The sequence below is a fragment of the Pseudomonas sp. GW823-FHT01D03 genome, from assembly GCF_058798255.1.
In genome coordinates this window covers 1,304,420-1,328,850 of record NZ_JBXAKK010000001.1, presented here as the reverse complement: position 1 = coordinate 1,328,850, position 24,431 = coordinate 1,304,420, and the positions used below count along the sequence as shown (strand labels likewise).

21 protein-coding genes are annotated in these 24,431 nt (G+C 60.4%); 17 read left to right on the top strand and 4 right to left on the bottom strand.

What is annotated here, in order from left to right; translation table 11 throughout:
* Window positions 1-122 precede the first annotated feature (122 nt).
* The 5 genes from map (at window position 123) to AC1RBR_RS05765 (ending at window position 6,739) form a co-directional block, all read left to right on the top strand.
* Window positions 123-905: a type I methionyl aminopeptidase gene (gene map, locus AC1RBR_RS05785; RefSeq protein WP_007964271.1), complete on the top strand. Its 783-nt coding sequence runs from the start codon at window positions 123-125 to the stop codon at window positions 903-905.
* Window positions 906-946: 41 nt separating this feature from the next.
* Window positions 947-3,649: a [protein-PII] uridylyltransferase gene (locus AC1RBR_RS05780; RefSeq protein WP_115986319.1), complete on the top strand. Its 2,703-nt coding sequence runs from the start codon at window positions 947-949 to the stop codon at window positions 3,647-3,649.
* A gap of 121 nt (window positions 3,650-3,770) precedes the next feature.
* Window positions 3,771-4,970 carry a succinyldiaminopimelate transaminase gene (gene dapC / locus AC1RBR_RS05775; protein ID WP_492563404.1) on the top strand — a complete coding sequence of 400 codons (1,200 nt, stop codon included), beginning with the start codon at window positions 3,771-3,773 and terminating at the stop codon, window positions 4,968-4,970.
* A 164-nt stretch (window positions 4,971-5,134) separates the two neighbouring features.
* Window positions 5,135-5,827, top strand: coding sequence for a M12 family metallopeptidase (locus AC1RBR_RS05770; RefSeq protein ID WP_492563402.1), 693 nt, complete (start codon window positions 5,135-5,137; stop codon window positions 5,825-5,827).
* A gap of 264 nt (window positions 5,828-6,091) precedes the next feature.
* Window positions 6,092-6,739 carry a zinc metalloprotease gene (locus AC1RBR_RS05765; RefSeq protein WP_492563400.1) on the top strand — a complete coding sequence of 216 codons (648 nt, stop codon included), beginning with the start codon at window positions 6,092-6,094 and terminating at the stop codon, window positions 6,737-6,739.
* Between the two features lie 21 nt (window positions 6,740-6,760).
* On the opposite strand, the gene AC1RBR_RS05760 is transcribed toward AC1RBR_RS05765, so the two are convergent.
* Window positions 6,761-8,392 carry a Na+/H+ antiporter gene (locus AC1RBR_RS05760; RefSeq protein ID WP_492563398.1) on the bottom strand — a complete coding sequence of 544 codons (1,632 nt, stop codon included), beginning with the start codon at window positions 8,390-8,392 and terminating at the stop codon, window positions 6,761-6,763.
* Between the two features lie 294 nt (window positions 8,393-8,686).
* On the opposite strand from AC1RBR_RS05760, the gene AC1RBR_RS05755 reads away from it, so the two are divergent.
* The 4 genes from AC1RBR_RS05755 (at window position 8,687) to AC1RBR_RS05740 (ending at window position 11,876) form a co-directional block, all read left to right on the top strand.
* The gene (locus AC1RBR_RS05755) at window positions 8,687-9,049 is read left to right on the top strand and encodes an ArsC family reductase (RefSeq protein WP_492563397.1); all 363 of its coding nucleotides are present in this window, start codon (window positions 8,687-8,689) and stop codon (window positions 9,047-9,049) included.
* A 32-nt stretch (window positions 9,050-9,081) separates the two neighbouring features.
* On the top strand, window positions 9,082-10,116 hold the full coding sequence (gene dapD / locus AC1RBR_RS05750) for a 2,3,4,5-tetrahydropyridine-2,6-dicarboxylate N-succinyltransferase (protein WP_007954762.1): 1,035 nt from the start codon (window positions 9,082-9,084) through the stop codon (window positions 10,114-10,116).
* Between the two features lie 153 nt (window positions 10,117-10,269).
* Complete coding sequence (locus tag AC1RBR_RS05745) at window positions 10,270-11,475, top strand: aminotransferase class V-fold PLP-dependent enzyme (protein ID WP_492563395.1); 1,206 nt, start codon at window positions 10,270-10,272, stop codon at window positions 11,473-11,475.
* Window positions 11,472-11,876, top strand: coding sequence for a SufE family protein (locus tag AC1RBR_RS05740; protein WP_492563394.1), 405 nt, complete (start codon window positions 11,472-11,474; stop codon window positions 11,874-11,876). The genes AC1RBR_RS05745 and AC1RBR_RS05740 overlap by 4 nt, the downstream gene beginning before the upstream one ends.
* A 99-nt stretch (window positions 11,877-11,975) precedes the next feature.
* Here AC1RBR_RS05740 and tcdA read toward each other — a convergent pair whose 3' ends face one another.
* Window positions 11,976-12,794, bottom strand: a complete 819-nt coding sequence (gene tcdA, locus AC1RBR_RS05735) for a tRNA cyclic N6-threonylcarbamoyladenosine(37) synthase TcdA (protein WP_330206332.1) — start codon at window positions 12,792-12,794, stop codon at window positions 11,976-11,978.
* A 381-nt stretch (window positions 12,795-13,175) separates the two neighbouring features.
* Here tcdA and AC1RBR_RS05730 point away from each other — a divergent pair, with 381 nt between their 5' ends.
* The 4 genes from AC1RBR_RS05730 to AC1RBR_RS05715 all read left to right on the top strand — a co-directional run bounded on the left by AC1RBR_RS05730 (window position 13,176) and on the right by AC1RBR_RS05715 (window position 18,420).
* Window positions 13,176-15,767 carry a glycosyltransferase gene (locus tag AC1RBR_RS05730; RefSeq protein ID WP_095138343.1) on the top strand — a complete coding sequence of 864 codons (2,592 nt, stop codon included), beginning with the start codon at window positions 13,176-13,178 and terminating at the stop codon, window positions 15,765-15,767.
* A gap of 239 nt (window positions 15,768-16,006) precedes the next feature.
* Window positions 16,007-17,158: a succinyl-diaminopimelate desuccinylase gene (gene dapE, locus AC1RBR_RS05725; protein ID WP_027611017.1), complete on the top strand. Its 1,152-nt coding sequence runs from the start codon at window positions 16,007-16,009 to the stop codon at window positions 17,156-17,158.
* Window positions 17,158-17,967, top strand: a complete 810-nt coding sequence (locus AC1RBR_RS05720) for a putative RNA methyltransferase (RefSeq protein ID WP_492563389.1) — start codon at window positions 17,158-17,160, stop codon at window positions 17,965-17,967. Before dapE ends, AC1RBR_RS05720 begins: the two co-directional genes overlap by 1 nt.
* 75 nt (window positions 17,968-18,042) lie before the next feature.
* Window positions 18,043-18,420, top strand: coding sequence for a hypothetical protein (locus tag AC1RBR_RS05715; protein WP_336837369.1), 378 nt, complete (start codon window positions 18,043-18,045; stop codon window positions 18,418-18,420).
* A gap of 154 nt (window positions 18,421-18,574) precedes the next feature.
* Here the strand turns inward: AC1RBR_RS05715 and AC1RBR_RS05710 are convergent, their stop codons facing one another.
* Window positions 18,575-18,784 (bottom strand): cold-shock protein, encoded by a 210-nt coding sequence (locus AC1RBR_RS05710; protein WP_003222087.1) that lies wholly within the window; start codon window positions 18,782-18,784, stop codon window positions 18,575-18,577.
* 237 nt (window positions 18,785-19,021) lie between these two features.
* Between AC1RBR_RS05710 and plsB the strand changes: the two genes are divergently transcribed.
* The 4 genes from plsB (at window position 19,022) to AC1RBR_RS05690 (ending at window position 23,464) form a co-directional block, all read left to right on the top strand.
* Window positions 19,022-21,520 carry a glycerol-3-phosphate 1-O-acyltransferase PlsB gene (gene plsB / locus AC1RBR_RS05705; protein ID WP_095138339.1) on the top strand — a complete coding sequence of 833 codons (2,499 nt, stop codon included), beginning with the start codon at window positions 19,022-19,024 and terminating at the stop codon, window positions 21,518-21,520.
* 97 nt (window positions 21,521-21,617) lie between these two features.
* A complete protein-coding gene (locus AC1RBR_RS05700; RefSeq protein ID WP_492563387.1) occupies window positions 21,618-22,304 on the top strand; it encodes a hypothetical protein in 687 nt (228 codons plus the stop codon).
* A 50-nt stretch (window positions 22,305-22,354) separates the two neighbouring features.
* Window positions 22,355-22,753 (top strand): YbaY family lipoprotein, encoded by a 399-nt coding sequence (locus AC1RBR_RS05695; protein ID WP_095138337.1) that lies wholly within the window; start codon window positions 22,355-22,357, stop codon window positions 22,751-22,753.
* 21 nt (window positions 22,754-22,774) lie between these two features.
* A complete protein-coding gene (locus AC1RBR_RS05690; RefSeq protein WP_492563385.1) occupies window positions 22,775-23,464 on the top strand; it encodes a DUF4197 domain-containing protein in 690 nt (229 codons plus the stop codon).
* 63 nt (window positions 23,465-23,527) lie between these two features.
* Here AC1RBR_RS05690 and AC1RBR_RS05685 read toward each other — a convergent pair whose 3' ends face one another.
* Window positions 23,528-23,923, bottom strand: a complete 396-nt coding sequence (locus tag AC1RBR_RS05685) for a DUF6124 family protein (protein ID WP_027611012.1) — start codon at window positions 23,921-23,923, stop codon at window positions 23,528-23,530.
* Between the last annotated feature and the right edge of the window lie 508 nt (window positions 23,924-24,431).

Sequence of the window (24,431 nt, the reverse complement as noted above, 5' to 3'; positions counted from 1 at the left end):
GATGCACGCAGGCGCGGATTTGCGCCTTTCGTCTGTTAGAATCGGGTTTTTCAGGGTCGCAAAACGCACACCTGCCACCCTATCCGTATCAGCAAGCGCCGCCGAGCGCAGAGAGAGCCTGTATGACCGTCAACCTCAAAACCCCCGAGGACATCGCTGGCATGCGTGTCGCCGGCAAACTGGCCGCCGATGTGCTGGAAATGATTGCCGAACACGTCAAACCGGGCGTGACCACCGATCAACTGAACCAGATCTGCCATGACTACATCGTCAACGTGCAGCAAGCCATCCCTGCCCCGCTCAACTACAAGGGCTACCCGAAGTCGATCTGCACCTCGATCAACCACGTGGTCTGCCACGGCATCCCGAATGACAAGCCGCTGAAGAATGGCGACACCCTGAACATCGACGTCACCGTGATCAAAGACGGCTACCACGGCGACACCAGCCGCATGTTCCACGTCGGCGAAGTGCCGGTGTGGGCCGAACGCCTGTCGCAGGTCACCCAGGAATGCATGTACAAGGCGATCGAAATCGTCAAACCTGGCTGCCGCCTCGGCGACATCGGTGAAATCATCCAGAAGCACGCGGAAAAGAACGGTTTCTCGGTGGTTCGCGAGTTCTGTGGCCACGGCATCGGCAAGGTGTTCCACGAAGAGCCACAGATCCTGCATTACGGTCGCGCCGGCACCGGCATGGAACTGAAGGCCGGCATGACCTTCACCATCGAGCCGATGATCAACCAGGGCAAGGCCGACACCAAGGTACTGGGCGACGGCTGGACCGCGATCACCAAGGACCGCAAACTCTCGGCGCAGTGGGAACACACCCTGCTGGTGACCGACACCGGCTACGAGATCTTCACCCTGCGCGCCGACGACACTATCCCGCGCGTCTCGGCCTGATCCCAAGAACGCTCCCAGCCTTATAGAAGGAAAGCCAATCGATGCCGCAGGTGGATCCCGAACTCTTCGACCGCGGTCAGTTCCAGGCTGAACTGGCCCTGAAAGCGAGTCCCATCGCGGCGTTCAAGAAGGCGATCCGCCAGGCGCGCGAGGTCCTCGACACGCGTTTTCGCAGCGGCCGCGACATCCGCCGGCTGATCGAAGACCGTGCGTGGTTCGTCGACAATATCCTGCAAAAGGCCTGGGAGCAGTTCAACTGGAGCGAAGACGCCGATATCGCGCTGGTCGCGGTCGGAGGCTACGGCCGGGGGGAGTTGCACCCCTATTCCGACATCGACCTGCTGATCCTGCTGGACAGCGCCGATCACGAAGTCTTCCGCGATTCCATCGAGCGCTTTCTGACGCTGCTGTGGGACATCGGCCTGGAAGTCGGTCAGAGCGTACGCTCGGTCGACGAATGCGCCGAAGAGGCCCGCGCCGACCTGACGGTGGTCACCAACCTGATGGAAAGCCGCACCATCTGCGGCCCCGAGCGTCTGCGCCAGCGCATGCTCGATGTCACCAGCACCGCGCACATGTGGCCGGCCAAGGAGTTTTTCCTGGCCAAACGCGCCGAGCAAAAGGCCCGTCACCACAAGTACAACGACACCGAATACAACCTGGAACCCAACGTCAAAGGCTCGCCTGGCGGCCTGCGGGATATCCAGACCATTCTGTGGGTGGCCCGTCGTCAGTACGGCACCCTGAACCTGCGCGCTCTCGCTGGCGAAGGTTTCCTGGTCGAGAGCGAAAACGCCCTGTTGGCGTCGTCCCAGGAGTTCCTCTGGAAAGTCCGGTATGCCCTGCACATGCTCGCCGGTCGCTCCGAGGACCGCCTGCTGTTCGATCATCAACGAACCATTGCCGGCCTGCTGGGTTTTGAAGGCGACGACGCCAAACAGGCCGTCGAAAACTTCATGCAGCAGTACTTCCGCGTGGTGATGAGCATCGCCCAGCTCAGCGACCTGATCATCCAGCACTTCGAGGAAGTCATCCTCGCCCCGGAAGACGAAGCGCCGCCGCAGCCAATCAACTCGCGCTTCCAGTTGCACGACGGCTATATCGAAGCGCGCAACGACAACGTGTTCCGTCGCACGCCGTTCGCCATGCTCGAGATCTTCGTGCTGATGGCCCAGCAACCGGAAATCAAAGGCGTACGCGCCGACACCATTCGTCTGCTGCGCGAGAACCGGCACCTGATCGACGACAACTTCCGCAACGATATCCGCAACACCAGCCTGTTCATCGAGCTGTTCAAATGCAAGATCGGCGTGCACCGCAACCTGCGCCGGATGAACCGCTACGGCATCCTCGGGCGCTACCTGCCGGAGTTCGGTTTCATCGTCGGGCAGATGCAGCACGACCTGTTCCACATTTATACAGTCGATGCGCACACGCTGAACCTGATCAAACACCTGCGTAAGTTGCAGTACACCCAGGTGTCGGAAAAATTCCCGCTGGCCGCCAAGCTCATGGCCAAACTGCCCAAGCCCGAACTGATTTACATGGCCGGTCTGTACCACGACATTGGCAAGGGCCGGCATGGCGATCATTCGGACATCGGCGCAGTCGATGCCGAAGCGTTCTGCCAGCGCCATCAGTTGCCCCTCTGGGACAGCCGCCTGATCGTCTGGCTGGTGCAGAACCACCTGGTGATGTCGACCACCGCCCAGCGCAAGGACTTGTCCGATCCGCAGGTGATCCACGATTTCGCTCAGGCCGTCGGCGACGAGACCCGGCTGGATTACCTGTACGTGCTGACCGTGGCCGACATCAACGCGACCAACCCGACGCTGTGGAATTCGTGGCGCGCCAGCCTCTTGCGCCAGCTCTACACCGAGACCAAACGCGCTCTGCGCCGTGGCCTGGAAAACCCGGTGGATCGCGAAGAGCAGATCCGCCAGACCCAGAGTGCGGCGCTGGACATTCTGGTGCGCGGCGGCACTGACCCGGACGACGTCGAGCAGTTGTGGGCGCAGTTGGGCGATGACTATTTCCTGCGTCACACCGCCGGCGACGTGGCCTGGCACAGTGACGCGATCCTGCAGCAGCCGGCTGATGGCGGTCCACTGGTGCTGATCAAGGAAACCACCCAGCGCGAGTTCGAAGGTGGCACGCAGATCTTCATCTACGCCCCGGACCAGCACGACTTCTTCGCCGTGACCGTGGCCGCGATGGACCAGCTCAACCTGAACATTCACGACGCCCGGGTCATCACGTCGAGCAGCCAGTTCACCCTCGACACCTACATCGTGCTCGACACCGACGGCGACTCGATCGGCGACAACCCGGCCCGGGTCAAACAGATACGCGACGGCCTAACCGAAGCCCTGCGTAACCCCGACGACTACCCGACGATCATCCAGCGCCGGGTGCCGCGCCAGCTCAAGCACTTCGCCTTCGCGCCGCAGGTAACGATCCACAACGACGCTCAGCGTCCGGTGACGGTGCTGGAATTGACGGCGCCTGACCGCCCGGGCCTGCTGGCACGGATCGGCGGGATCTTCCTCGAGTTCGACCTGTCGCTGCAGAACGCCAAGATTGCGACCCTGGGCGAACGCGTGGAAGACGTATTCTTCATCACCGACGCGCACAACCAGCCGCTCTCCGACCCGCTGCTGTGCAGCCGTTTGCAGGATGCAATCGTCGAGCAACTGAGCGTCATTCAGGAACCGGATATCAAGCTTTCGCGTATCAGTATTTGATCCAGCAACTCCCCCCCTGTGGGAGCGGGCTTGCTCGCGAAAGCGGTGTGTCAGGCGACACATCATTCACTGACACACCGCTTTCGCGAGCAAGCCCGCTCCCACATTGAACGAGGCCCCCATGAACAACGCTCTGAACCAGCTCCAGCCCTATCCGTTCGAAAAGCTCCGCGCCCTGCTCGGCACCGTGACCCCGAACCCGGACAAACGCCCGATCGCCCTGTCGATCGGCGAGCCGAAACATCGCTCGCCAGGTTTTGTCGCCGAAGCGCTGGCGAACAATCTGGATCAGATGGCGGTGTATCCGACCACCCTCGGCATCCCGGCCCTGCGCGAAGCCATCGCCAGCTGGTGTGAACGTCGCTTCGGCGTGCCGAGCGGCTGGATTGATCCGGCGCGCAATGTATTGCCGGTCAACGGTACCCGCGAAGCGCTATTCGCTTTCACCCAGACCGTGGTCAACCGTGGCGACGATGCACTGGTGGTCAGCCCGAACCCGTTCTATCAGATCTACGAAGGCGCCGCGTTCCTCGCCGGGGCCAAGCCGCACTACCTGCCGTGCCTGGACGAAAACGGTTTCAACCCGGATTTCGACGCCGTGTCGCCGGACATCTGGAAGCGCTGCCAGATCCTGTTCCTGTGCTCCCCAGGCAATCCGACCGGCGCGCTGATCCCGGTCGATGTACTGAAAAAACTCATCGCCCTGGCCGACGAATACGATTTCGTGATCGCCGCCGACGAGTGCTACAGCGAACTGTACTTCGACGAACAGACCCCGCCGCCGGGCCTGCTCAGCGCCTGCGTGGAACTCGGCCGCAAGGACTTCAAGCGTTGCGTGGTGTTCCACAGTCTGTCCAAGCGCTCCAACCTGCCGGGCCTGCGCTCCGGGTTCGTGGCTGGTGATGCCGACATCCTCAAAGGCTTCCTGCTGTACCGCACCTACCACGGCTGCGCGATGCCGGTGCAAACCCAGCTGGCCAGTGTTGCGGCGTGGAATGACGAAGTGCATGTGCGTGCCAACCGTGCGCTGTACCGCGAGAAGTTCGACGCAGTGCTGGAAATCCTCAGCCCGGTGATGGACGTGCAGCGTCCGGACGGCAGCTTCTATCTGTGGCCGAACGTGGCCGGGGACGATGCCGCATTCTGCCGCGACCTGTTCGAGCAGGAGCATGTGACCGTGGTGCCAGGCTCGTATCTGTCGCGCGAGGTCGACGGCGTGAATCCGGGCGCCGGGCGCGTGCGCATGGCACTGGTTGCGCCTTTAGCTGAATGTGTTGAAGCAGCAGAACGGATCCGCGACTTCATCACCCGCCAACACTGAGTTTTCAGTATCCGTGCCAGTCATCTGGCACGGACATACCCCTCAAGTTACATTTAAAACCACTTTACAACTACTCCAGACACTGCCCGAAGCTTAATCTTGCGCAGTGGTTTTTTTGCATGCGCGAAACAACCAAAAAGACAAATCAAGGAGCAAGACAAAGCATGGACAACTTTCAATATTGCACGCTGCAAAAACCGGCTAAAGAACTCAAATCCAGCGCCCTCAACAACAGCCGAAAAAAACGCTCTTTGGTGCACTACGCGAAACTTTGGCCAAGCCGACACACTCTGAAAATAGCTTTCATGGATAACCCGACTCCGGAACACAAAAATAAAATCATTGCCGCCGCCGGAAAATGGCTTCCTTATATCAGTTTGAAGTTTGAGTTCGTTGAAGGCGTAGAGGGTGAGATCCGAATCGCCACCGAGGGTGTTGTGAACAGTTCATTTCTGGGTACCGATGCACTGGATATGTTTCCTGACACGCCAACCATGAACCTTGGCATCGACCCCGAACACGAAGACTTCGAGACGGTCGTCATTCACGAGTTCGGCCATGCACTGGGCGCGATGCACGAACATCAGCACCCCAAGGCGCAAATCCCCTGGAACAAAGAAAATGTTTACAACTACTACCAGAACAGACCGATGAATCCACTGTCGCGAGGCGAAGTTGACGACAATATATTTACGCCTTTTGACGATGCCGACGCGCTTTACTTGCCATACGATCGAAAATCCATCATGCACCATCCGGTTCCCAACAGTTTGACGCTTGGCAATTGGGAAAATCCGATCAATCGCGAAATCAGTGAGAAAGACAAACAGCTCATGCGATTGATTTACCCACGCTGAATCACATCTTTACCGTGCCAGTTCTGTTGGCACGGTAACCCGTCATAAAATCGCACACATATCCAATTTACCTGCTCAGGCGCAACAACTAGCATCCTTCATTCAAAGCGACTTTCCGGGAACAACAAGCAACCCGAGAAGTTAAATATGACAAATGAAAACATGGATGTTCAGTTATGCACTTAACCCGGCTTCAGCCAAACAAAAAGACCGAAACCACACGCACCTCCACCATCATCAAATGCACTTCGGAGGTTCAGAAAAATGTGGGCTAAAAACAATCCGGCAAAATTCTGGACTCCCGGCAGTACTCTTCGCATCGCCTTCCTCAACGGCACGCAGGAATTCAAGGACGCGACCATTGCCGCGGCCAGCAACTGGTTGCCGCACATCAACTTGAAATTCGATTTCGTCGAAGGTGAAGTGGGCGACATCCGCATACTGAGTCAGGAAGGAACGTTTTCCTCCCTGATCGGCACGGATGCTCTGCTACATCCCGATGAGCCGACCATGACACTCTGGCCCCATCCACCCAGTCAGGCACGTTACTTCGCAGCCAATGTCATGCATGAGTTCGGGCACATGCTGGGCGCGGAGCATGAACAGACCAATCCCACGGCAGATATTCCCTGGGACAAGCCAGCCATCTATGCACAATTTGGAATCACCGCCGACCCGGAAGAAGACGACTACCAGGCCAGCGTGACGCGCAAACGCCTGCACGACTGGTACTTTGACCGCGGCAATCCCGACGAAAGCATTTATTCGGAATACGATCCAAAGTCGATCATGCACTATCGCATCAGCCAGTCCTGGACCATCGGTGACTTCCAGCTCTTCATTAATCTGGATCTCAGCGAAAAGGACAAAATCTTCATGGCGAACGCTTATCCCTGCCCCGCGAGTGAGTGAGCGCATCAGGTCCGTGTCGGGCTATTTGACCTGCCCCAGATTCGCCTCACTCAAATCCAGCTCACCCAATACCTCACGCAACACATCATCACCGATCTGGTGCTGACGGCTGAGGCTATACAACTCCAGGCGCTGTGCCCGCAACGCCTTCAAGCGCAACCGGCGTTCCAGCAGATCCATCTGGAACGCCAGCGCCTGGGCTTCGGCGGAATCGTTGAACACGTCGAGCTGATGACGATACTCGGACATGATCCGTGCCTTGAGTTCCGCCGAGAGCGCGGCCTGCGCAGCATCCTGCGGGCCGACCTCTTCGGTTTCCAGCGCATGGATCGCCGCCTCGGCGGTCTTGCGCCAGGCATCGCGCACTTCCTGACGGCGTTTGTCGTCCGGGCTTTTTTCGATGCCACGCAGCAGCAACGGCAAGGCGATACACGCACAAATCAGCGACAACAGAATCACCCCGGCGGCGATGAAGATCAGCAGATCACGCTCGGGGAACGCCTCGGCCCCCATCAACATCGGCACTGACATCACACCGGCCAGCGTCACCGCCCCGCGCACACCACCGACGGTCAGCAGCCAGCAGGATCGGGCGGTCGGCACTTGCGTCAGGTCGCCCTTGCCGCGCAGCCTTCGCAGCAGTACCGACAAACGCCAGATGCTTTGTACCCAGATAAAGCGCAACAGCACCAGCGCGAGAAAAATCGCCACCACGTCGAGGCCACGGTACAGCAGCGTCGGCCACAACGTAGGCTCGTGGCTGACCACCGCTTTGATGATGTCCGGCAATTGCAGGCCCAGCAGCAGAAAGATCAGACCGTTGAAGGCAAATTCGAGCAATGACCACACGCTGCGATTGAGCAGCCGGGTGCTGGTCTGCCGTGGCAACAGATCAAGCCAGCTCTGCATCATCCCCGCCGCGACGGCCGAAAGAATCCCCGATGCGCCCAGTCGCTCGGCCAGTACATAGGCGGCGAACGGCAGCAGCAACATGAACACCACGTGGGTGGCCGGATCGTCCCAGCCACGGGCGATCATCCACGCGCGCAAGCGCCCGACCAGCCAGCTCAGCGCGACGCCGACGGCTAATCCACCGACCGCCACCAGCACGAAAGTCAGGCTCGCATTGGCCAGCGAAAACACCCCGGTCACCGCCGCTACCAAGGCAAACTTGAACGTCACCAGACCCGAGGCATCGTTCATCAACGCCTCGCCTTGCAGGATGTGCATCAGCGGTGTCGGCAAGCGGTTCTGCGAGATCGCCGAGACCGCCACGGCGTCAGTCGGCGAGAGCACAGCGGCCAGCGCGAAGGCCACCGGCAACGGAATGCTCGGCAACAGCCAGTGAATGAAGTACCCGGCGCCGACCACGGTGAACAGCACCAGACCGACCGCCAGCGTCAGAATTGGTCCGCGCAGATGCCAGAACTCGCGCTTGGGCATGCGCCAACCGTCGGAAAACAGCAGCGGCGGCAGGAACAGAAACAGGAACAATTCGGGGTCCAGCGCGACGTGCAGGCCCAGTGTCGGCCAGGCCAGCAAGGCACCGGCGGCGATTTGCACGAGGGGCAGCGGCAGCGGGACGACCCGTCCGACCAGCCGGGAGACGCTGACCAGCATCAGCAGGATCAGGACGGTATAAGCGGTTTGCATAAAGCGGAAATCTCAGACAATCGACAGCGTTGAACTGCCATATTAGCCGCTTAGGATGCGTCTGACCGTTGCACCTATGTCGCACGCCCTGTCGCAAATCCCTTGTAGGAGTGAGCCTGCTCGCGATAACGGTTTAACATTCAACACTATCAGTGGCAGGTAAATCGCCATCGCGAGCAGGCTCACTCCTACAGGGTTTTGCGGTGGGAAATCGACCTCAGCCGCCGCGAAACCGTTCGGTCATGGCATAATCCGACACCATTTTTTTCCAGCACCTGTAAAGGGAGCGATTCCTTGACTGTTTCAAGTAAAACGTTGCACCTTTTCGGCATCAAAGCCTGCGACACCATGAAGAAAGCGCGCACCTGGCTCGATGAACACGCTGTCAGCTACGACTTTCACGACTACAAAACCGCCGGTATCGACCGTGAGCACCTGACCCAATGGTGTGACGAGCACGGCTGGCAAACGGTGTTGAACCGTGCAGGCACGACCTTTCGCAAACTCGACGACGAACGTAAAGCCGATCTCGACCAGTCGAAAGCCATCGAACTGATGCTCGCTCAACCCTCGATGATCAAGCGCCCGGTGCTTGATCTCGGTGACCGAACCCTGATTGGCTTCAAGCCAGACATCTACGCGGCCGCAATCAAGTAAGCAGCCCGTCACTTATTGCTAGAGGTATTCACATGTCCAACTCTCTGTTCAGCATCGCCTTTGGTGTCGGCACGCAAAACCGTCAAGGCGCCTGGCTGGAAGTGTTCTACGCTCAGCCACTGCTCAACCCGTCGGCGGAACTGGTCGCCGCTGTTGCGCCGATCCTCGGCTACACCGAAGGCAACCAGGCCATCACGTTCACCACCGCGCAGGCTGCGCAACTGGCTGAAGCGGTCAAAGGCATCGACGCCGTTCAAGGCAAACTGCTGACCCGTCTGGCCGAAAGCCACAAGCCGCTGGTCGCCACCCTGCTGGCCGAAGACGCACAACTGACCTCGACGCCAGAGGCGTACCTCAAGCTGCACCTGCTGTCCCATCGTCTGGTCAAGCCACACGGCGTAAGCCTGGCCGGGATCTTCCCGCTGCTGCCGAACGTTGCCTGGACCAGCCAGGGCGCGATCGACCTGAGCGAACTGGCCGAACTGCAACTGGAAGCCCGTCTGCGTGGCGAGCTGCTGGAAGTGTTCTCGGTGGACAAGTTCCCGAAAATGACCGACTACGTGGTGCCGGCCGGTGTGCGTATCGCTGACGCTGCTCGTCTGCGTCTGGGTGCCTACGTGGGCGAAGGCACCACCGTAATGCACGAAGGCTTCATCAACTTCAACGCCGGCACCGAAGGCCCGGGCATGATCGAAGGCCGCGTTTCCGCAGGCGTATTCGTCGGCAAGGGTTCGGACCTGGGCGGCGGCTGCTCGACCATGGGCACCCTGTCGGGCGGCGGCAACATCGTGATCAAGGTCGGCGAAGGCTGCCTGATCGGCGCCAACGCCGGTATCGGTATCCCGTTGGGCGACCGCAACACCGTCGAGTCGGGCCTGTACGTGACCGCCGGCACCAAAGTCGCGCTGCTGGACGAGCACAACAATCTGGTCAAGGTTGTGAAGGCGCGCGAGCTGGCCGGTCAGACCGACCTGCTGTTCCGTCGCAACTCGGAAACCGGTGCCGTGGAGTGCAAGACCCACAAATCGGCGATCGAGCTGAACGAAGCGCTGCACGCTCACAACTAAGCAGCCACACGATCCCCCCTGTGGGGGCGAGCTTGCTCGCGAAGGCGTCCGGTCAGTCAACAACAGTGCTGAATGACACGACGCATTCGCGAGCAAGCCCGCTCCCACAAGGTTCGGCGTACATCCCGCCCCTCTTCACCAGGGCTGAAAACTGTGATGATTCCCTCCCCGTGGCGCGCCGATTTTCCGGCCATCGCCGCCCTGCAACGGCAAGACCAGACCTATCTGGACAACGCCGCCACCACGCAAAAACCCCAGGCCCTGCTCGACGCACTGACGCATTACTACGCCAACGGCGCGGCCAATGTGCATCGTGCGCAGCATCTGCCCGGCGCGCACGCGACGCAGGCGTTCGAAGACAGTCGGCTCAAGGTTGCCCAGTGGCTGAACGCCGGTGACAGCGGGCAGATCATCTTCACCCACGGCGCCACCAGTGCGCTGAATCTCCTGGCCTATGGCCTGGAACATCTTTTCCACCCAGGCGATGAAATTGTCATCAGCGCCCTGGAGCATCACGCCAACCTGCTGCCATGGCAGCAACTGGCACAACGTCGCGAGCTGAAACTGGTGATCCTGCCGCTGGACGCCGACGGCGTGATCGACCTCGGCGCCGCCGTGCGTCTGATCACCCCGCGCACTCGCTTGCTGGCGGTCAGTCAGCTGTCCAACGTGCTCGGTGCCTGGCAACCATTGCCGGCGCTGCTGGCGATGGCCAAGGCGCACAACGCGCTGACCGTGGTCGATGGCGCCCAGGGTGTGGTGCACGGTCGCCACGACGTGCAGGCGCTGGGTTGCGACTTTTATGTGTTTTCCAGCCACAAGCTGTACGGCCCCGATGGCCTCGGCGTGCTGTTCGGGCGCAACAAGGCGCTTGAACAACTGCAGCCGTGGCAGTTCGGCGGCGAAATGGTGCTCGAAGCCAATTATCACGATTCACGCTTCCGCCCTGCCCCGCTGGGTTTCGAGGCGGGCACGCCGCCGATCGCCAGCGTGATCGGCCTCGGCGCGACCCTCGATTATCTGGCCGGGCTGGATCAAGACGCGGTGTCGGCCCACGAAGCGGCGCTGCACGCCTACCTGCTGCAAGGCCTGGCCGCGCGCAACGGCATTCGTCTGCTGGGCAAGCCGCAATTGGCGCTGGCGAGTTTTTTCGTCGAGGGCGTGCATAACGCCGATCTGGCGCATCTGCTGACCGAGCAAGGTATTGCCGTGCGCGCCGGACATCACTGCGCCATGCCGTTGCTGAAAAGCTTCGAACTGGCCGGCGCGATTCGCGTGTCGCTGGCGCTGTACAACGATTCGGAAGATCTCGAACGCTTCTTCGAGGCACTGGATCAGGCCCTGGAGTTGTTGCGATGAGCCTGCCGCTTGCCGCCGCCGAAGCGCTACAGACCTTTGAGAATGCCGCCGGCTGGGAACAACGGGCGCGGTTACTGATGCAGGTTGGTGATCGTCTGTCGCCGCTGGATGACGCGGACAAATGCGAAGCCAACCGCGTGCATGGCTGTGAAAGTCAGGTGTGGCTGGTGGGTGAGTTGCAGGACGGCCACTGGCAGTTCAGCGCCGCCAGCGATGCACGAATGATTCGTGGGTTGGTGGCGTTGCTGCTGTTGCGGGTCAACGGCTTGAGCGCTGCCGAGTTGCAGCAGGTGGATCTGCCCGATTGGTTCAATCAGCTGGGGCTGTCGCGGCAGTTGTCGCCTTCGCGCAGTAATGGCTTGAATGCCGTGCTCCAGCGGATGAATGAATTGGCTGGTTAATCGCCTTCGCGAGCAAGCCCGCTCCCACAGGGGATCTGTGGCGTTCACAAATCCCCTGTGGGAGCGAGCTTGCTCGCGAAGAGGCCCTCAGCCCCGGCATCAAACCTGAGGTTTTACTCGGTCAGCCGGCCGGCGCACACCCGCCACAATCTTGTCCACCGCCTTGGTCGCCGCGACCATGCCGAACGTCGCCGTGACCATCATCACCGCGCCAAACCCGCCGGCGCAGTCGAGCTTCACGCCATCGCCGACAAAACTCTTCTGCAAGCAGATGCTGCCGTCCGGTTTCGGATAGCGCAGCTGTTCAGTGGAGAACACGCACGGCACGCTGTAATGGCGGGTCACGGTGCGCGAAAAGCCATAATCACGACGCAACGTCGAGCGCACTTTCGAGGCCAGCGGGTCATTGAACGTGCGGTTGAGGTCGCAGACCTGAATCAGCGTCGGATCAATCTGCCCACCGGCACCGCCAGTGGTGATGATCTGGATCTTGCGGCGTTTGCACCAGGCGATCAGTGCAGCCTTGGCGTTGACCGCGTCGATGCAGTCGATCACGCAGTCGATGTTCGGCGTGATGTACTCGGCCATGGTGTCGCGGGTGACGAAATCCGCCACCGCATGCACTTTGCAGTCCGGGTTGATCCCGCGCAGACGCTCGGCCATCACCTCGACCTTGGGCTTGCCGACTGTGCTGTCCAATGCGTGCAACTGGCGGTTGGCGTTGCTGACGCAGACGTCGTCGAGGTCGAACAGCGAAATCTCGCCGACGCCACAGCGGGCCATGGCTTCCGCCGCCCAGGAACCGACGCCACCGACGCCGACGATCGCCACATGGGCCGCGCGCAAGCGCTCCATGCCTTCGATGCCATACAAACGGGCGATGCCTGCAAACCGCGGATCTTCTGTACTCATGACCATTACCCCAAAAACCGGCGCGCATTATAGGGCCGTCGGCGGCCAAGAGCATCTTTGACGCTATGAACGGTGAACGCAGCCGTTTGCACGAACCTTGTGGCGCGGGAGCTTGCTCCCGCCGGGTCGCGAAGCGGCCCTTTGAAAGCGGCCTGCTTCGCAGTCCAGCGGGAGCAAGCTCCCTCGCCACGGGGAATTGCTATAACTGAACAACAAAGTTTTCTCTTACAAGCTGTAACTAAAGAACTTAAATCAGGTTGGACTGCCCAACGTCGGGCATTTCCCTGTCCGATGTACGACTTGCGAACTGCCGGTGTAGGATGCGCGCCCCTCGGGCGTATAGCCGACCGATCCTCCGTTCCACAGCCTTTGGAACCCGAAATAGCTATGTCATCGCGTAAATTTGGTCTCAACCTGGTGGTGGTTCTGGCAATCGCCGCCCTGTTCACCGGTTTCTGGGCGCTGATCAACCGCCCGGTCTCCGCGCCCAACTGGCCGGAGCAGATCTCCGGTTTCTCTTATTCGCCATTCCAGCAGGGCCAATTCCCGCAGAAGGATCAGTATCCGACTGACGATGAAATGCGCCGCGACCTGGAGATCATGAGCAAGCTGACGGACAACATCCGCATCTACTCGGTCGACGGTTCGCTGCAGGACATCCCGAAACTGGCGGAAGAGTTCGGTCTGCGCGTGACCCTCGGGATCTGGATCAGCCCCGATCAGGAACGCAACGAGCGGGAAATCCAGCGCGCCATCGAACTGGCCAACACCTCGCGCAGCGTGGTTCGTGTGGTGGTCGGTAACGAGGCGATCTTCCGCAAGGAAATCACTGCCGAGCAACTGAGCGTGCTGCTGGATCGCGTACGCGCAGCGGTGAAAGTGCCGGTGACCACCTCCGAGCAGTGGCACGTCTGGGAAGAACACCCGGAACTGGCCAAGCACGTCGACTTGATCGCTGCGCACGTGCTGCCGTACTGGGAATTCATCCCGGTCGACAAGGCCGGGCAGTTCGTCTTCGACCGCGCCCGTGACCTGAAAAAGCTGTTCCCGAAAAAACCGTTGCTGCTGTCCGAAGTCGGCTGGCCGAGCAACGGGCGCATGCGCGGTGGCGCCGATGCGTCGCCGGCGGATCAGGCGATCTACCTGCGTACGCTGGTCAATAAGCTCAACCGTCAGGGCTTCAACTATTTCGTGATCGAAGCGTTCGACCAGCCGTGGAAGGCCAGTGACGAAGGTTCGGTGGGCGCCTACTGGGGCGTGTTCAACGCCGCGCGCCAGCAGAAATTCAACTTCGAAGGCCCGGTGGTCGCGATTCCGCAATGGCGCGTGCTGGCCATCGGTTCGGTGGTCCTGGCGCTGTTGTCGCTGACCCTGCTGATGATCGACGGCTCGGCCTTGCGCCAGCGTGGCCGGACCTTCCTGACCTTTATCGCGTTTCTCTGCGGTTCGGTGCTGGTGTGGATCGGTTACGACTACAGCCAGCAATACAGCACGTGGTTCAGCCTGACGGTGGGTTTCCTCCTGGCACTGGGTGCGCTGGGGGTGTTCATCGTGTTGCTTACCGAGGCGCATGAACTGGCCGAGGCGGTGTGGATTCACAAGCGTCGGCGGGAATTCCTGCCGGTGATCGGTGATTCGCACTATCGGCCGAAAGTCTCGATCCACGTGCCTTGCTACAACGAGCCGCCGGACATGGTCAAACAGACCCTCGACGCCTTGGCCGCCCTCGATTACCCGGACTATGAAGTCCTGATCATCGACAACAACACCAAAGACCCGGCCGTCTGGGAGCCGGTGCGCGACTACTGCGCAACCCTCGGCCCGCGCTTCAAGTTCTTTCACGTATCACCGCTGGCCGGGTTCAAGGGCGGCGCGCTGAATTACCTGATTCCGCATACCGCCAAGGACGCCGAAGTGATCGCAGTGATCGACTCCGACTACTGCGTGCACCCGAACTGGCTAAAGCACATGGTGCCGCACTTCGCCGACCCGAAAATCGCCGTGGTGCAGTCGCCGCAGGACTATCGCGACCAGAACGAAAGCACCTTCAAGAAGCTCTGCTACGCCGAATACAAAGGCTTCTTCCACATCGGCATGGTCACCCGCAACGACCGCGACGCGATCATCCAGCACGGCACCATGACCATGACCCGGCGTTCGGTCCTGGAAGAGCTGGGCTGGGCCGACTGGTGCATCTGTGAAGACGCCGAACTCGGTCTGCGCGTGTTCGAGAAAGGTCTGTCGGCAGCGTATTACCACGACAGTTACGGCAAGGGTCTGATGCCGGACACCTTCATCGACTTCAAGAAGCAGCGTTTCCGCTGGGCCTACGGCGCAATCCAGATCATCAAGCGCCACACCCGCAGCCTGCTGCGCGGCAAGGACACCGAGCTGACCCGTGGCCAGCGTTACCACTTCCTCGCGGGCTGGTTGCCGTGGGTGGCGGACGGCATGAACATTTTCTTCACCGTCGGCGCGTTGTTGTGGTCGGCGGCGATGATCATCGTGCCGCAACGAGTCGATCCGCCGCTGCTGATTTTCGCCATCCCGCCATTGGCACTGTTCGTGTTCAAGGTCGGCAAGATCATCTTCCTCTACCGTCGCGCCGTCGGCGTGAACCTCAAGGATGCGTTCTGCGCGGCACTGGCCGGGCTGGCGTTGTCGCACACCATCGCCAAAGCGGTGCTGTACGGCTTCTTCACCAGCAGCATTCCGTTCTTCCGCACGCCGAAAAACGCCGACAACCATGGCTTCTGGGTGGCGATTTCCGAAGCGCGGGAAGAGTTGTTCATCATGCTGCTGTTGTGGGGCGCGGCGCTGGGGATCTACCTGGTGCAGGGCATTCCGAGCAACGACATGCGCTTCTGGGTGGCGATGCTGCTGGTGCAGTCGCTGCCGTACGTCGCGGCGCTGATCATGGCGTTCCTCTCGTCGCTGCCGAAACCGGCCGCTGCGCCTGAGCCGGCGCCTGTCGTCTAATTCCTCTTTGATCCACTAAACGGCGGCCAATGGTCGCCGTTTTGCTTTAAGATAACCGCCATTTTGCGGGGCTTGGCGTGATAACGGTCTGACTGACCGAACACTATCCCCTGTAGGAGTGAGCCTGCTCGCGATTGCGGTGTAACAATCAATGTTTAAGTTGACTGACACACCGCAATCGCGAGCAGGCTCACTCCTACAGTCAGTCCGCGCCCACATTCATGACTCCGGAGTTTTCCATGACGGCCCACGCCGACCTTTCGCCGACCCTTCAACTCGCCATCGACCTGATCCGCCGTCCGTCCGTGACGCCGGTCGACGCCGATTGCCAGAAGCAGATGATGCAGCGCCTGGGCGATGCCGGTTTCACCCTGGAGCCGATGCGCATCGAGGACGTGGATAACTTCTGGGCCACCCACGGCAACGACGACGGCCCGGTGCTGTGCTTCGCCGGCCACACCGACGTGGTGCCGACCGGTCCGGTGACCGCCTGGCAGATCGACCCGTTCAACGCGGTGATCGATGAGCACGGCATGCTCTGCGGTCGCGGCGCAGCGGACATGAAAGGCAGCCTGGCGTCGATGACCGTGGCCGCCGAGCGTTTCGTCGCCGACTACCCGAACCACAAGGGCAAGGTCGCCTTCCTCATCACCAGCGACGAAGAAGGCCCGGCGCACCACGGCACCAAAGCGGTGGTTGAACGTCTGGTGGCGCGCAAGGAACGTCTGGACTGGTGCATCGTCGGCGAACCGTCGAGCACCACGCTGGTCGGTGACGTGGTGAAAAACGGCCGTCGTGGCTCGCTGGGCGCCAAGCTCACCGTGCGCGGCGTGCAGGGTCACGTGGCCTACCCGCATCTGGCGAAGAACCCGATCCACCTCGCCGCTCCGGCGCTGGCTGAACTGGCCGCCGAGCACTGGGACCACGGCAACGATTTCTTCCCGCCGACCAGTTTCCAGATTTCCAACCTCAACTCCGGCACCGGCGCGACCAACGTGATCCCGGGTGATCTGGTGGCGGTGTTCAACTTCCGCTTCTCCACCGAATCCACCGTCGAAGGCCTGCAGAAACGCGTGGCCGACATCCTCGACAAACACAATCTGGATTGGCACATCGACTGGGCGCTGTCCGGCCTGCCGTTCCTCACCGAGCCGGGCGCGCTGCTCGACGCGGTGTCGTCGAGCATCAAGGACATCACCGGCCGCGAGACCAAGGCGTCGACCAGCGGCGGTACCTCCGATGGCCGTTTCATCGCGACCATGGGCACGCAAGTGGTTGAGCTGGGCCCGGTCAACGCAACCATTCACCAGGTCAACGAACGTGTGCTGGCGGCCGATCTCGACGTGCTGACCGAGATCTACTACCAGACCCTGATCAAGTTGCTCGCCTGATGCTCGCGTGTCCGATCTGCAGTGAACCGCTGAACAGCGTCGATAACGGTGTGGTCTGCCCCGCCGGCCACCGCTTCGACCGTGCGCGGCAGGGTTATCTGAACCTGCTGCCGGTGCAGCACAAGAACAGCCGTGATCCTGGCGACAATCAGGCGATGGTCGAGGCGCGCCGCGACTTCCTGAATGCCGGGCATTACGCGCCAGTGGCCAAGCGTCTGGCCGAGCTGGCGGCGGGTTATGCGCCGGCACGCTGGGTCGATATCGGTTGCGGTGAGGGTTACTACACCGCGCAGATTGCCGATGCCTTGCCGGATGCCGATGGCTACGCGCTGGACATCTCCCGCGAGGCCGTGAAACGCGCCTGCAAGCGTAATCCGGCAATCACCTGGTTGATCGCCAGCATGGCCCGCGTGCCGTTGGCGTCGGGCAGTTGCCAGTTTCTCGCCAGCGTTTTCAGTCCGCTGGACTGGGAAGAGGCCAATCGTCTGCTCAGCGTCGGCGGCGGCCTGATGAAGGTCGGCCCGACCAGCGGCCACCTGATGGAACTGCGCGAACGCCTGTACGACGAAGTGCGCGAATACACCGACGACAAGCATCTGGCATTAGTGCCCGAAGGCATGGCGCTGGCGCACAGCGAAACCCTGGAATTCAAACTGACGCTGGACAAGCCCGAGGATCGCGCCAACCTGTTGGCGATGACGCCCCACGGCTGGCGCGCCAGTGCCGAACGCCGCGCCGCCGTGATCGAACAGGCCGAGCCGTTCGTGACCACCGTGTCGATGCGCTACGATTATTTCGTTCTTCAATAACTTTTGGTCTCGGGCAAGTGCCCGGGGCCGGCTAAATCCGCGAATGGATTTTTCAGACCCGCAGTGAGGACATCCATGCGCCAACCGGACATCGAGATTTACCTGAAAGACGCCGACGTCGACCACAAGGCGATTTCCGCCTGGCTCGGTGAGGCTCTGGGCCCGTGCAGCGACTGGGTACAGAAAGGCCAGACCTACAAGTGCAAGGCCGGCAACATCCCGGTGACCTGGCTGCCGAAAGCCGTGGGCAAGTGGAACAGCCTGTACCTGGAAAGCGACGCGACCCCTTGGGACGACGACATCGCCTGCGCCCGTGCAGCCTTTGCTGTGCTGAACGTCGAGGTGCGTTGCGCACCGGGCACGTGGGTCGAGGAAGAAGGTGAGGAAACGGCTGATCGCTGGATTCGCATCAGCGCCGACGGTGAAGAAGAGATCACCTGGAAAACCGCGTAATCCCGGGCAACACATATCCCATGTGGGAGCGGGCTTGCTCCGGGCGGCGTTCCGACGAATGCGGTGTATCAGCTCCAGATGTGCTGAATGACACGACGCATTCGCGAGCAAGCCCGCTCCCACATTTGGTTTTGGGGTGTTTTGAAGGGTTGTATTACAGGCCTACAACGTCTTCTGCCTGTAACCCCTTCTCCCCCGTCACCACCGCATACTCAACCTGCTGACCTTCAGTCAGCGACCGATGCCCTTCACCGCGAATCGCGCGGTAGTGCACGAACACGTCCACCCCGTCGTCGCGCTGAATGAAGCCGTAGCCCTTGGCGTCGTTGAACCACTTCACATTGCCGGTTTCACGTGTTGCCATCTGTTCATACTCCTTTTTTATTATTGAACAGGCTTTTCGCAGGAAAGCCTTTGCGGAACGTCAGCCTGCGCCCGACGTCCATAAAGGGCCCCGGCGACAGATTGCCGAGTATATGACAGGCGCAAAAAGTCTCAACAGGAGATTACTTCGCCGCTTTTTTGCCGATTTTCGTCCAATACGGCACACTATCGACCGCCCGAGCATCTGCTCGGTTTTATTCACTCACGCAGAAGCCGTATGACCCGTTCCCCGTTCCGCCGTCTAGTGTTTGGCACCTTGCGCCGACTGTTGTACCTCTGGGTTCGCTCCGAGACGATCAACCAGTCGTCGCTCACCCTCAACCTCGACCGCAGTCGTCCGGTGTTCTACGTCCTGCAAAACCCTTCGCTCACCGATCTGGCGGTGGTCGACACCGAGTGCACCAAGGCCGGTCTGCCGCGTCCGGTACTGCCGGTGTCGGTAGGGCCGTTGATCGAACCGGCGGCGTTTTTCTATCTGACGCCGGACCCTGACTGGCTCGGTCGTCAGGACAAGCGCGGCGCACCGCCGACCCTGACCCGCCTGGTCAGCGCCCTGACCCAGAACGCCGCCGAAGACGCGCAGATCATTCCGGTCAGCGTGTTCTGGGGCCAGTCGCCGGACAGTGAAAACAGTCCGTGGAAGCTGCTGTTCGCCGACAGCTGGGCGGTCACCGGACGCCTGCGTCGGCTGCTGAGCATCATCGTTCTGGGGCGCAAGACTCGCGTGCAGTTCTCCGCGCCGATCCACCTGCGCGAACTGATCGAACACAACAAGGGCCACGAACGCACCGTGCGCATGGCCCAGCGCATCCTGCGCGTGCACTTCCGCAATCTGAAAGCCGCCGTCATCGGCCCGGACATTTCCCACCGCCGTAACCTGGTCAAGGGCCTGCTCAACCAGCCCTTGGTCAAGCAAGCGATCCTCGACGAAGCCGAGCGCGAGAACATCTCCCCGGAAAAAGCCAAGGCCCAGGCCCTGCGTTACGGCAACGAGATCGCCTCGGACTACACCTACACCGCGATCCGTTTCCTCGAAGTGGTGCTGAGCTGGTTCTGGAACAAGATCTACGACGGGATCAAGGTCAACCACATTGAAGGCGTGCAGAAGGTCGCCCAGGGTCACGAAGTGATCTACGTGCCGTGCCACCGCAGCCACATCGACTACCTGCTGCTCTCGTACTTGCTGTTCCGCAACGGCCTGACCCCGCCGCACATTGCCGCCGGGATCAACCTCAACATGCCGGTGATCGGCAGCCTGCTGCGCCGTGGCGGCGCGTTTTTCATGCGCCGCACGTTCAAGGGCAATCCGCTGTACACCTCGGTGTTCAACGAATACCTGCACACCCTGTTCACCAAAGGTTTCCCGGTCGAATACTTCGTCGAGGGCGGCCGCTCGCGCACCGGACGCATGCTGCAACCGAAGACCGGCATGCTCGCGATCACCCTGCGCAGCTTCCTGCGTTCGTCGCGGATGCCGATCGTTTTCGTGCCGGTGTACATCGGCTATGAGCGCGTTCTTGAAGGTCGCACCTACCTCGGCGAACTGCGTGGCGCGAGCAAGAAGAAAGAGTCGATCTTCGACATTTTCAAAGTCATTGGCGCGCTCAAGCAACGCTTCGGTCAGGTCGCGGTGAACTTCGGCGAGCCGATCAAACTCGCGGAGTTCCTCGACAGCGAGCAGCCAGACTGGCGCCAGCAGGAACTCGGCCCGCAGTACAAACCGGCATGGCTCAACGAAACCACCCATCGCCTCGGCGAGAAAGTCGCGCAGCACCTGAACGAAGCGGCGGCAATCAACCCGGTCAATCTGGTGGCGCTGGCGCTGCTCTCGACTACGCGTCTGGCGCTGGATGATCGGGCCATGGCGCGAGTGCTGGATCTGTATCTGGCGCTGCTGCGCAAAGTCCCTTACTCGCCGCACACGACCCTGCCGGAAGGCGATGGCCGCGCGCTGATCGAGCATGTGAAGGACATGGATCTGCTGTCCGAGCAGAACGATGCGCTGGGCAAGATTCTCTATCTGGACGAGCAGAACGCCGTCCTGATGACCTACTACCGCAACAACGTGCTGCACATTTTCGCCTTGCCGGCGCTGCTGGCGAGCTTCTTCCAGAGCACCTCGCGCATGAGTCGCGAACAGATCCTGCGCTACACCCGCGCGTTGTATCCGTACTTGCAATCGGAGCTGTTCATTCGCTGGTCGCTGGAAGAACTGGACGGCGTGGTCGATCAATGGCTGGAAGCCTTCGTCGAGCAAGGCCTGCTGCGTTTCGAGAAGGACGTGTATATGCGCCCGGCGCCAAGTTCACGGCACTTTGTGCTGCTGACCCTGCTGTCGAAAAGCATCGCGCAGACCCTGCAGCGCTTCTATATGACCGTGTCCCTGCTGCTCAACAGCGGCCAGAACAGCATCAGCGCCGAAGAACTGGAAGACCTGTGCACGGTCATGGCCCAGCGCCTGTCGATCCTCCACGGTTTGAACGCCCCGGAGTTCTTCGACAAGAGCCTGTTCCGCCACTTCATCCAGACCCTGCTCGACCTCGACGTGCTGCGCCGCGACGAAGCGGGCAAGCTGAGCTACCACGAACTGCTCGGCGAACTGGCCGAAGGCGCGGCCAAACGCGTGTTGCCGGCGGAGATTCGCCTGTCGATTCGTCAAGTGGCCTTGCATCGCAGTGAAGATGCCGCCGAAACAGCGGATACACCACAAGTCTGAAACTTGCTGACAACTAACGGGCGCACACTTCAATGGCCCCGTTAGTTGATTCATGGATTAATAGGCTCACTCCACCAATCACGATACGGATATCGAGATGAGCCTGTTAAACGAAGAAACTTGCGCAGTAATCCTGGACTTCCGCCTACCGCCCGAATTCCATGCGCCTGCCGATGGTGTCAATGAAACCATTGTCAGCGTCAAAGTATTCAATTCCCAATCGCCTATTAATATCAAGGACTGGCACCGTGCTGCGATCTTCGACGCCGGCTGGAAATTCGACTTCCCTCATCACTACGGCGATGTAGGCGTCAGATATCAAGTCAATGTGCAGATCCTTCATGACCAAATACCCTTGCTGATCGAGCAGGACTACTTCGTTACTGTCAACAACACTCCCCATCGCCAAACCCTGCACCTGAGCCCGATCGGGTTTCTATATGTCGAGGCTCAAGAAGCCGAGATTGTTGCGCCAGAAGAAGCGGTCACCATCAGTCTGCATGAAGCAGAGTCTCCCGATGTTGAGCTGGTAAGTGTCAAACAGGACGAACAGTCAGTCTCCGGGTTTTATCTGAAATATGATCCTGACAGCGTTATACCCGGTAAACGCTATGCACTGACGGGTATTGAAAACCGCTACCATCAACGTCTTGTGATCTCGCCTGAACAAGTAGAGCTAGTTCCCGCGGTGCCCAGTACCAGCGCGCTGTCGTTTCAGAAATTGATGCAGTGGCTGGAAAAACCCTTACGTTTGTTCACTGACGCTGGCGTCAAAATCCGCTAGATTTCCTTCGGCGCCGGGATTCTTCCGGCGCAAAAGTCTCAGAGGCCCCGATGAAAAAACTCACCCTTCTCGCCGCAGCCACCCTGTTGAGCGCCTGCCAGTCGAATACCCCCGCCGGCAAAGTCGGCCTCGATGGCGAAGTGTTCTACCTGCAACGTATCGCCCTGCCACCGAGCGCGACTTTGAGCGTGAGCCTGCAGGACGTGTCGCTGGCCGACGCCCCGGCGGTGGTCCTCGACGAACAGAAAGGCCCGGTCAAAGGCCAGGTGCCGCTGCCGTTCCACTTGAGTTACGATCCGGCCCAGGTCAAACCCGGCCACCGCTACTCGGTCAGCGCGCGCATCGAAGTCAACGGCGAGCTGATGTTCATCACCACCGAAAACCACGCCGTGCAACTGGACGGCAATGATCCGCAGCCGCTGAAAATCCGCGTCGACGCCATTCGCTAATTGTCTTTCAAGGAAGCTGCCATGCTCCGCCCTACCCTTCGCTTTGCCGGCCTGTGCGCGGGCCTGATGATCTCTGCCAGCGCTCTGGCACTGTCGCTCAGCGACCTCTCGCAACAAGACGCCGCCGGCGGCCTCAAGGACGCCCTGACCCAAGGCGCGCAAATTGCCGTCAAACAACTCGGCACCCCGGGCGGCTTCAACAACAACCCGGATGTGAAAATCGAACTGCCGGGCAAACTCGGCAAAGTCGCCGGCAAGATGAAAGCCTTCGGCATGGGCGCCCAGGTCGACGAACTCGAAACCGCGATGAACAAGGCCGCAGAAAGCGCCGTGACCCAGGCCCAACCGATCCTCGTCGACGCCGTGAAGAAAATGACCGTGGCCGACGCCAAGGGCATCCTCAGCGGCGGCACTGACTCGGCCACCCAATACCTGGACAAGACCAGCCGCGAACAGATCCGCGCCAAGTTCCTGCCCATCGTCAAACAAGCCACCGACAAAGTCGGCGTAGCACAAAAGTACAACGCCTTCGCCGGCCAGGCCGCGACCCTGGGCGTAGTGGATGCGAAGAGCGCCAACGTCGAAAACTACGTCACTGAACAAGCGCTCAATGGCCTGTTCGAAATGATCGGCAAACAGGAAGAAACCATTCGCAAGAATCCGGCTGCTGCAGCGACGGGTCTGGCGAAAAAGGTGTTCGGCACCTTGTAATTTTTGCCGTTGCACGCAAAAGCCCGCTGAACCGGTGAAGGTCAGCGGGCTTTTTATTGTGGGTCAGCCTTGCGGATCGACCTGATCGAGGACGCGGTTTACCGAGAGCTCAGCGAGCGAAATCATCTGCTGAATACCGAGAAGCTGACTGCACGTCGGACCGCTCAGGGTAAACGCCAGCTCACTGGCCATGACATTGGCCGAGGCCAGCGTTTCACAGGCATGGGCCAGCAGGGTTTCGGAATCGACTTCGGGGAGGACAGTGAAGATTGTGCTCGGCTGAGTCACGGGCTTGGGCTGTTTTTCAGGCTGGGGCAGGAGGTAGTGATCGAGCGCACGCAGGGCTGCGTCGTGGAGCTTGCGCGAATCGAGGAAAGCGTAGGGCGAGACGGGGTCGGTTGGCCGTTCGGGGGTGGTTTCGGGTGCGGATTCTGGGGGATTGGGGGTGTGTTTGAACATGGTGGAACTCCTAACTATTCAAGTGGAGCTACACACCATCACTTGCAGATGATGGGTGGCAGCTGTGCACGGGTCTGCAAGACCGAGTTGTTAGGCCCTCGGCATACCCAAAGGTATCCCGCACACAGCCACCATAAAACGATGGCCGCTAAAAAGCGCCACGATTATAGGGGCGCTGATCAGTACCTAACAAACTATCGGCGGGCTTGCAGACCCGGTCGCTGAATTGGCAGCGACAGACTCAGGCTAGAGATCGCGCTTCCGACGGGCAACCTGAAAACCTTGTGGGAAGGTTCTGGTTATCTGGAACATTTTTAAACAGACCAGAGAAGTTGGCTGGCTGGACGGGCCTCTTCGCGAGCAAGCCCGCTCCCACATTTGGATTGGGTGTGGGCAGTTGGAGATTGGTCGGCTACTAGGCCGCCATCGCGAGCAGGCTCACTCCTACAGTGGGATTGGGTGCAGGGAGTTGGAGATTGGTCGACTGTCAGGCCGCCTTCGCGAGCAA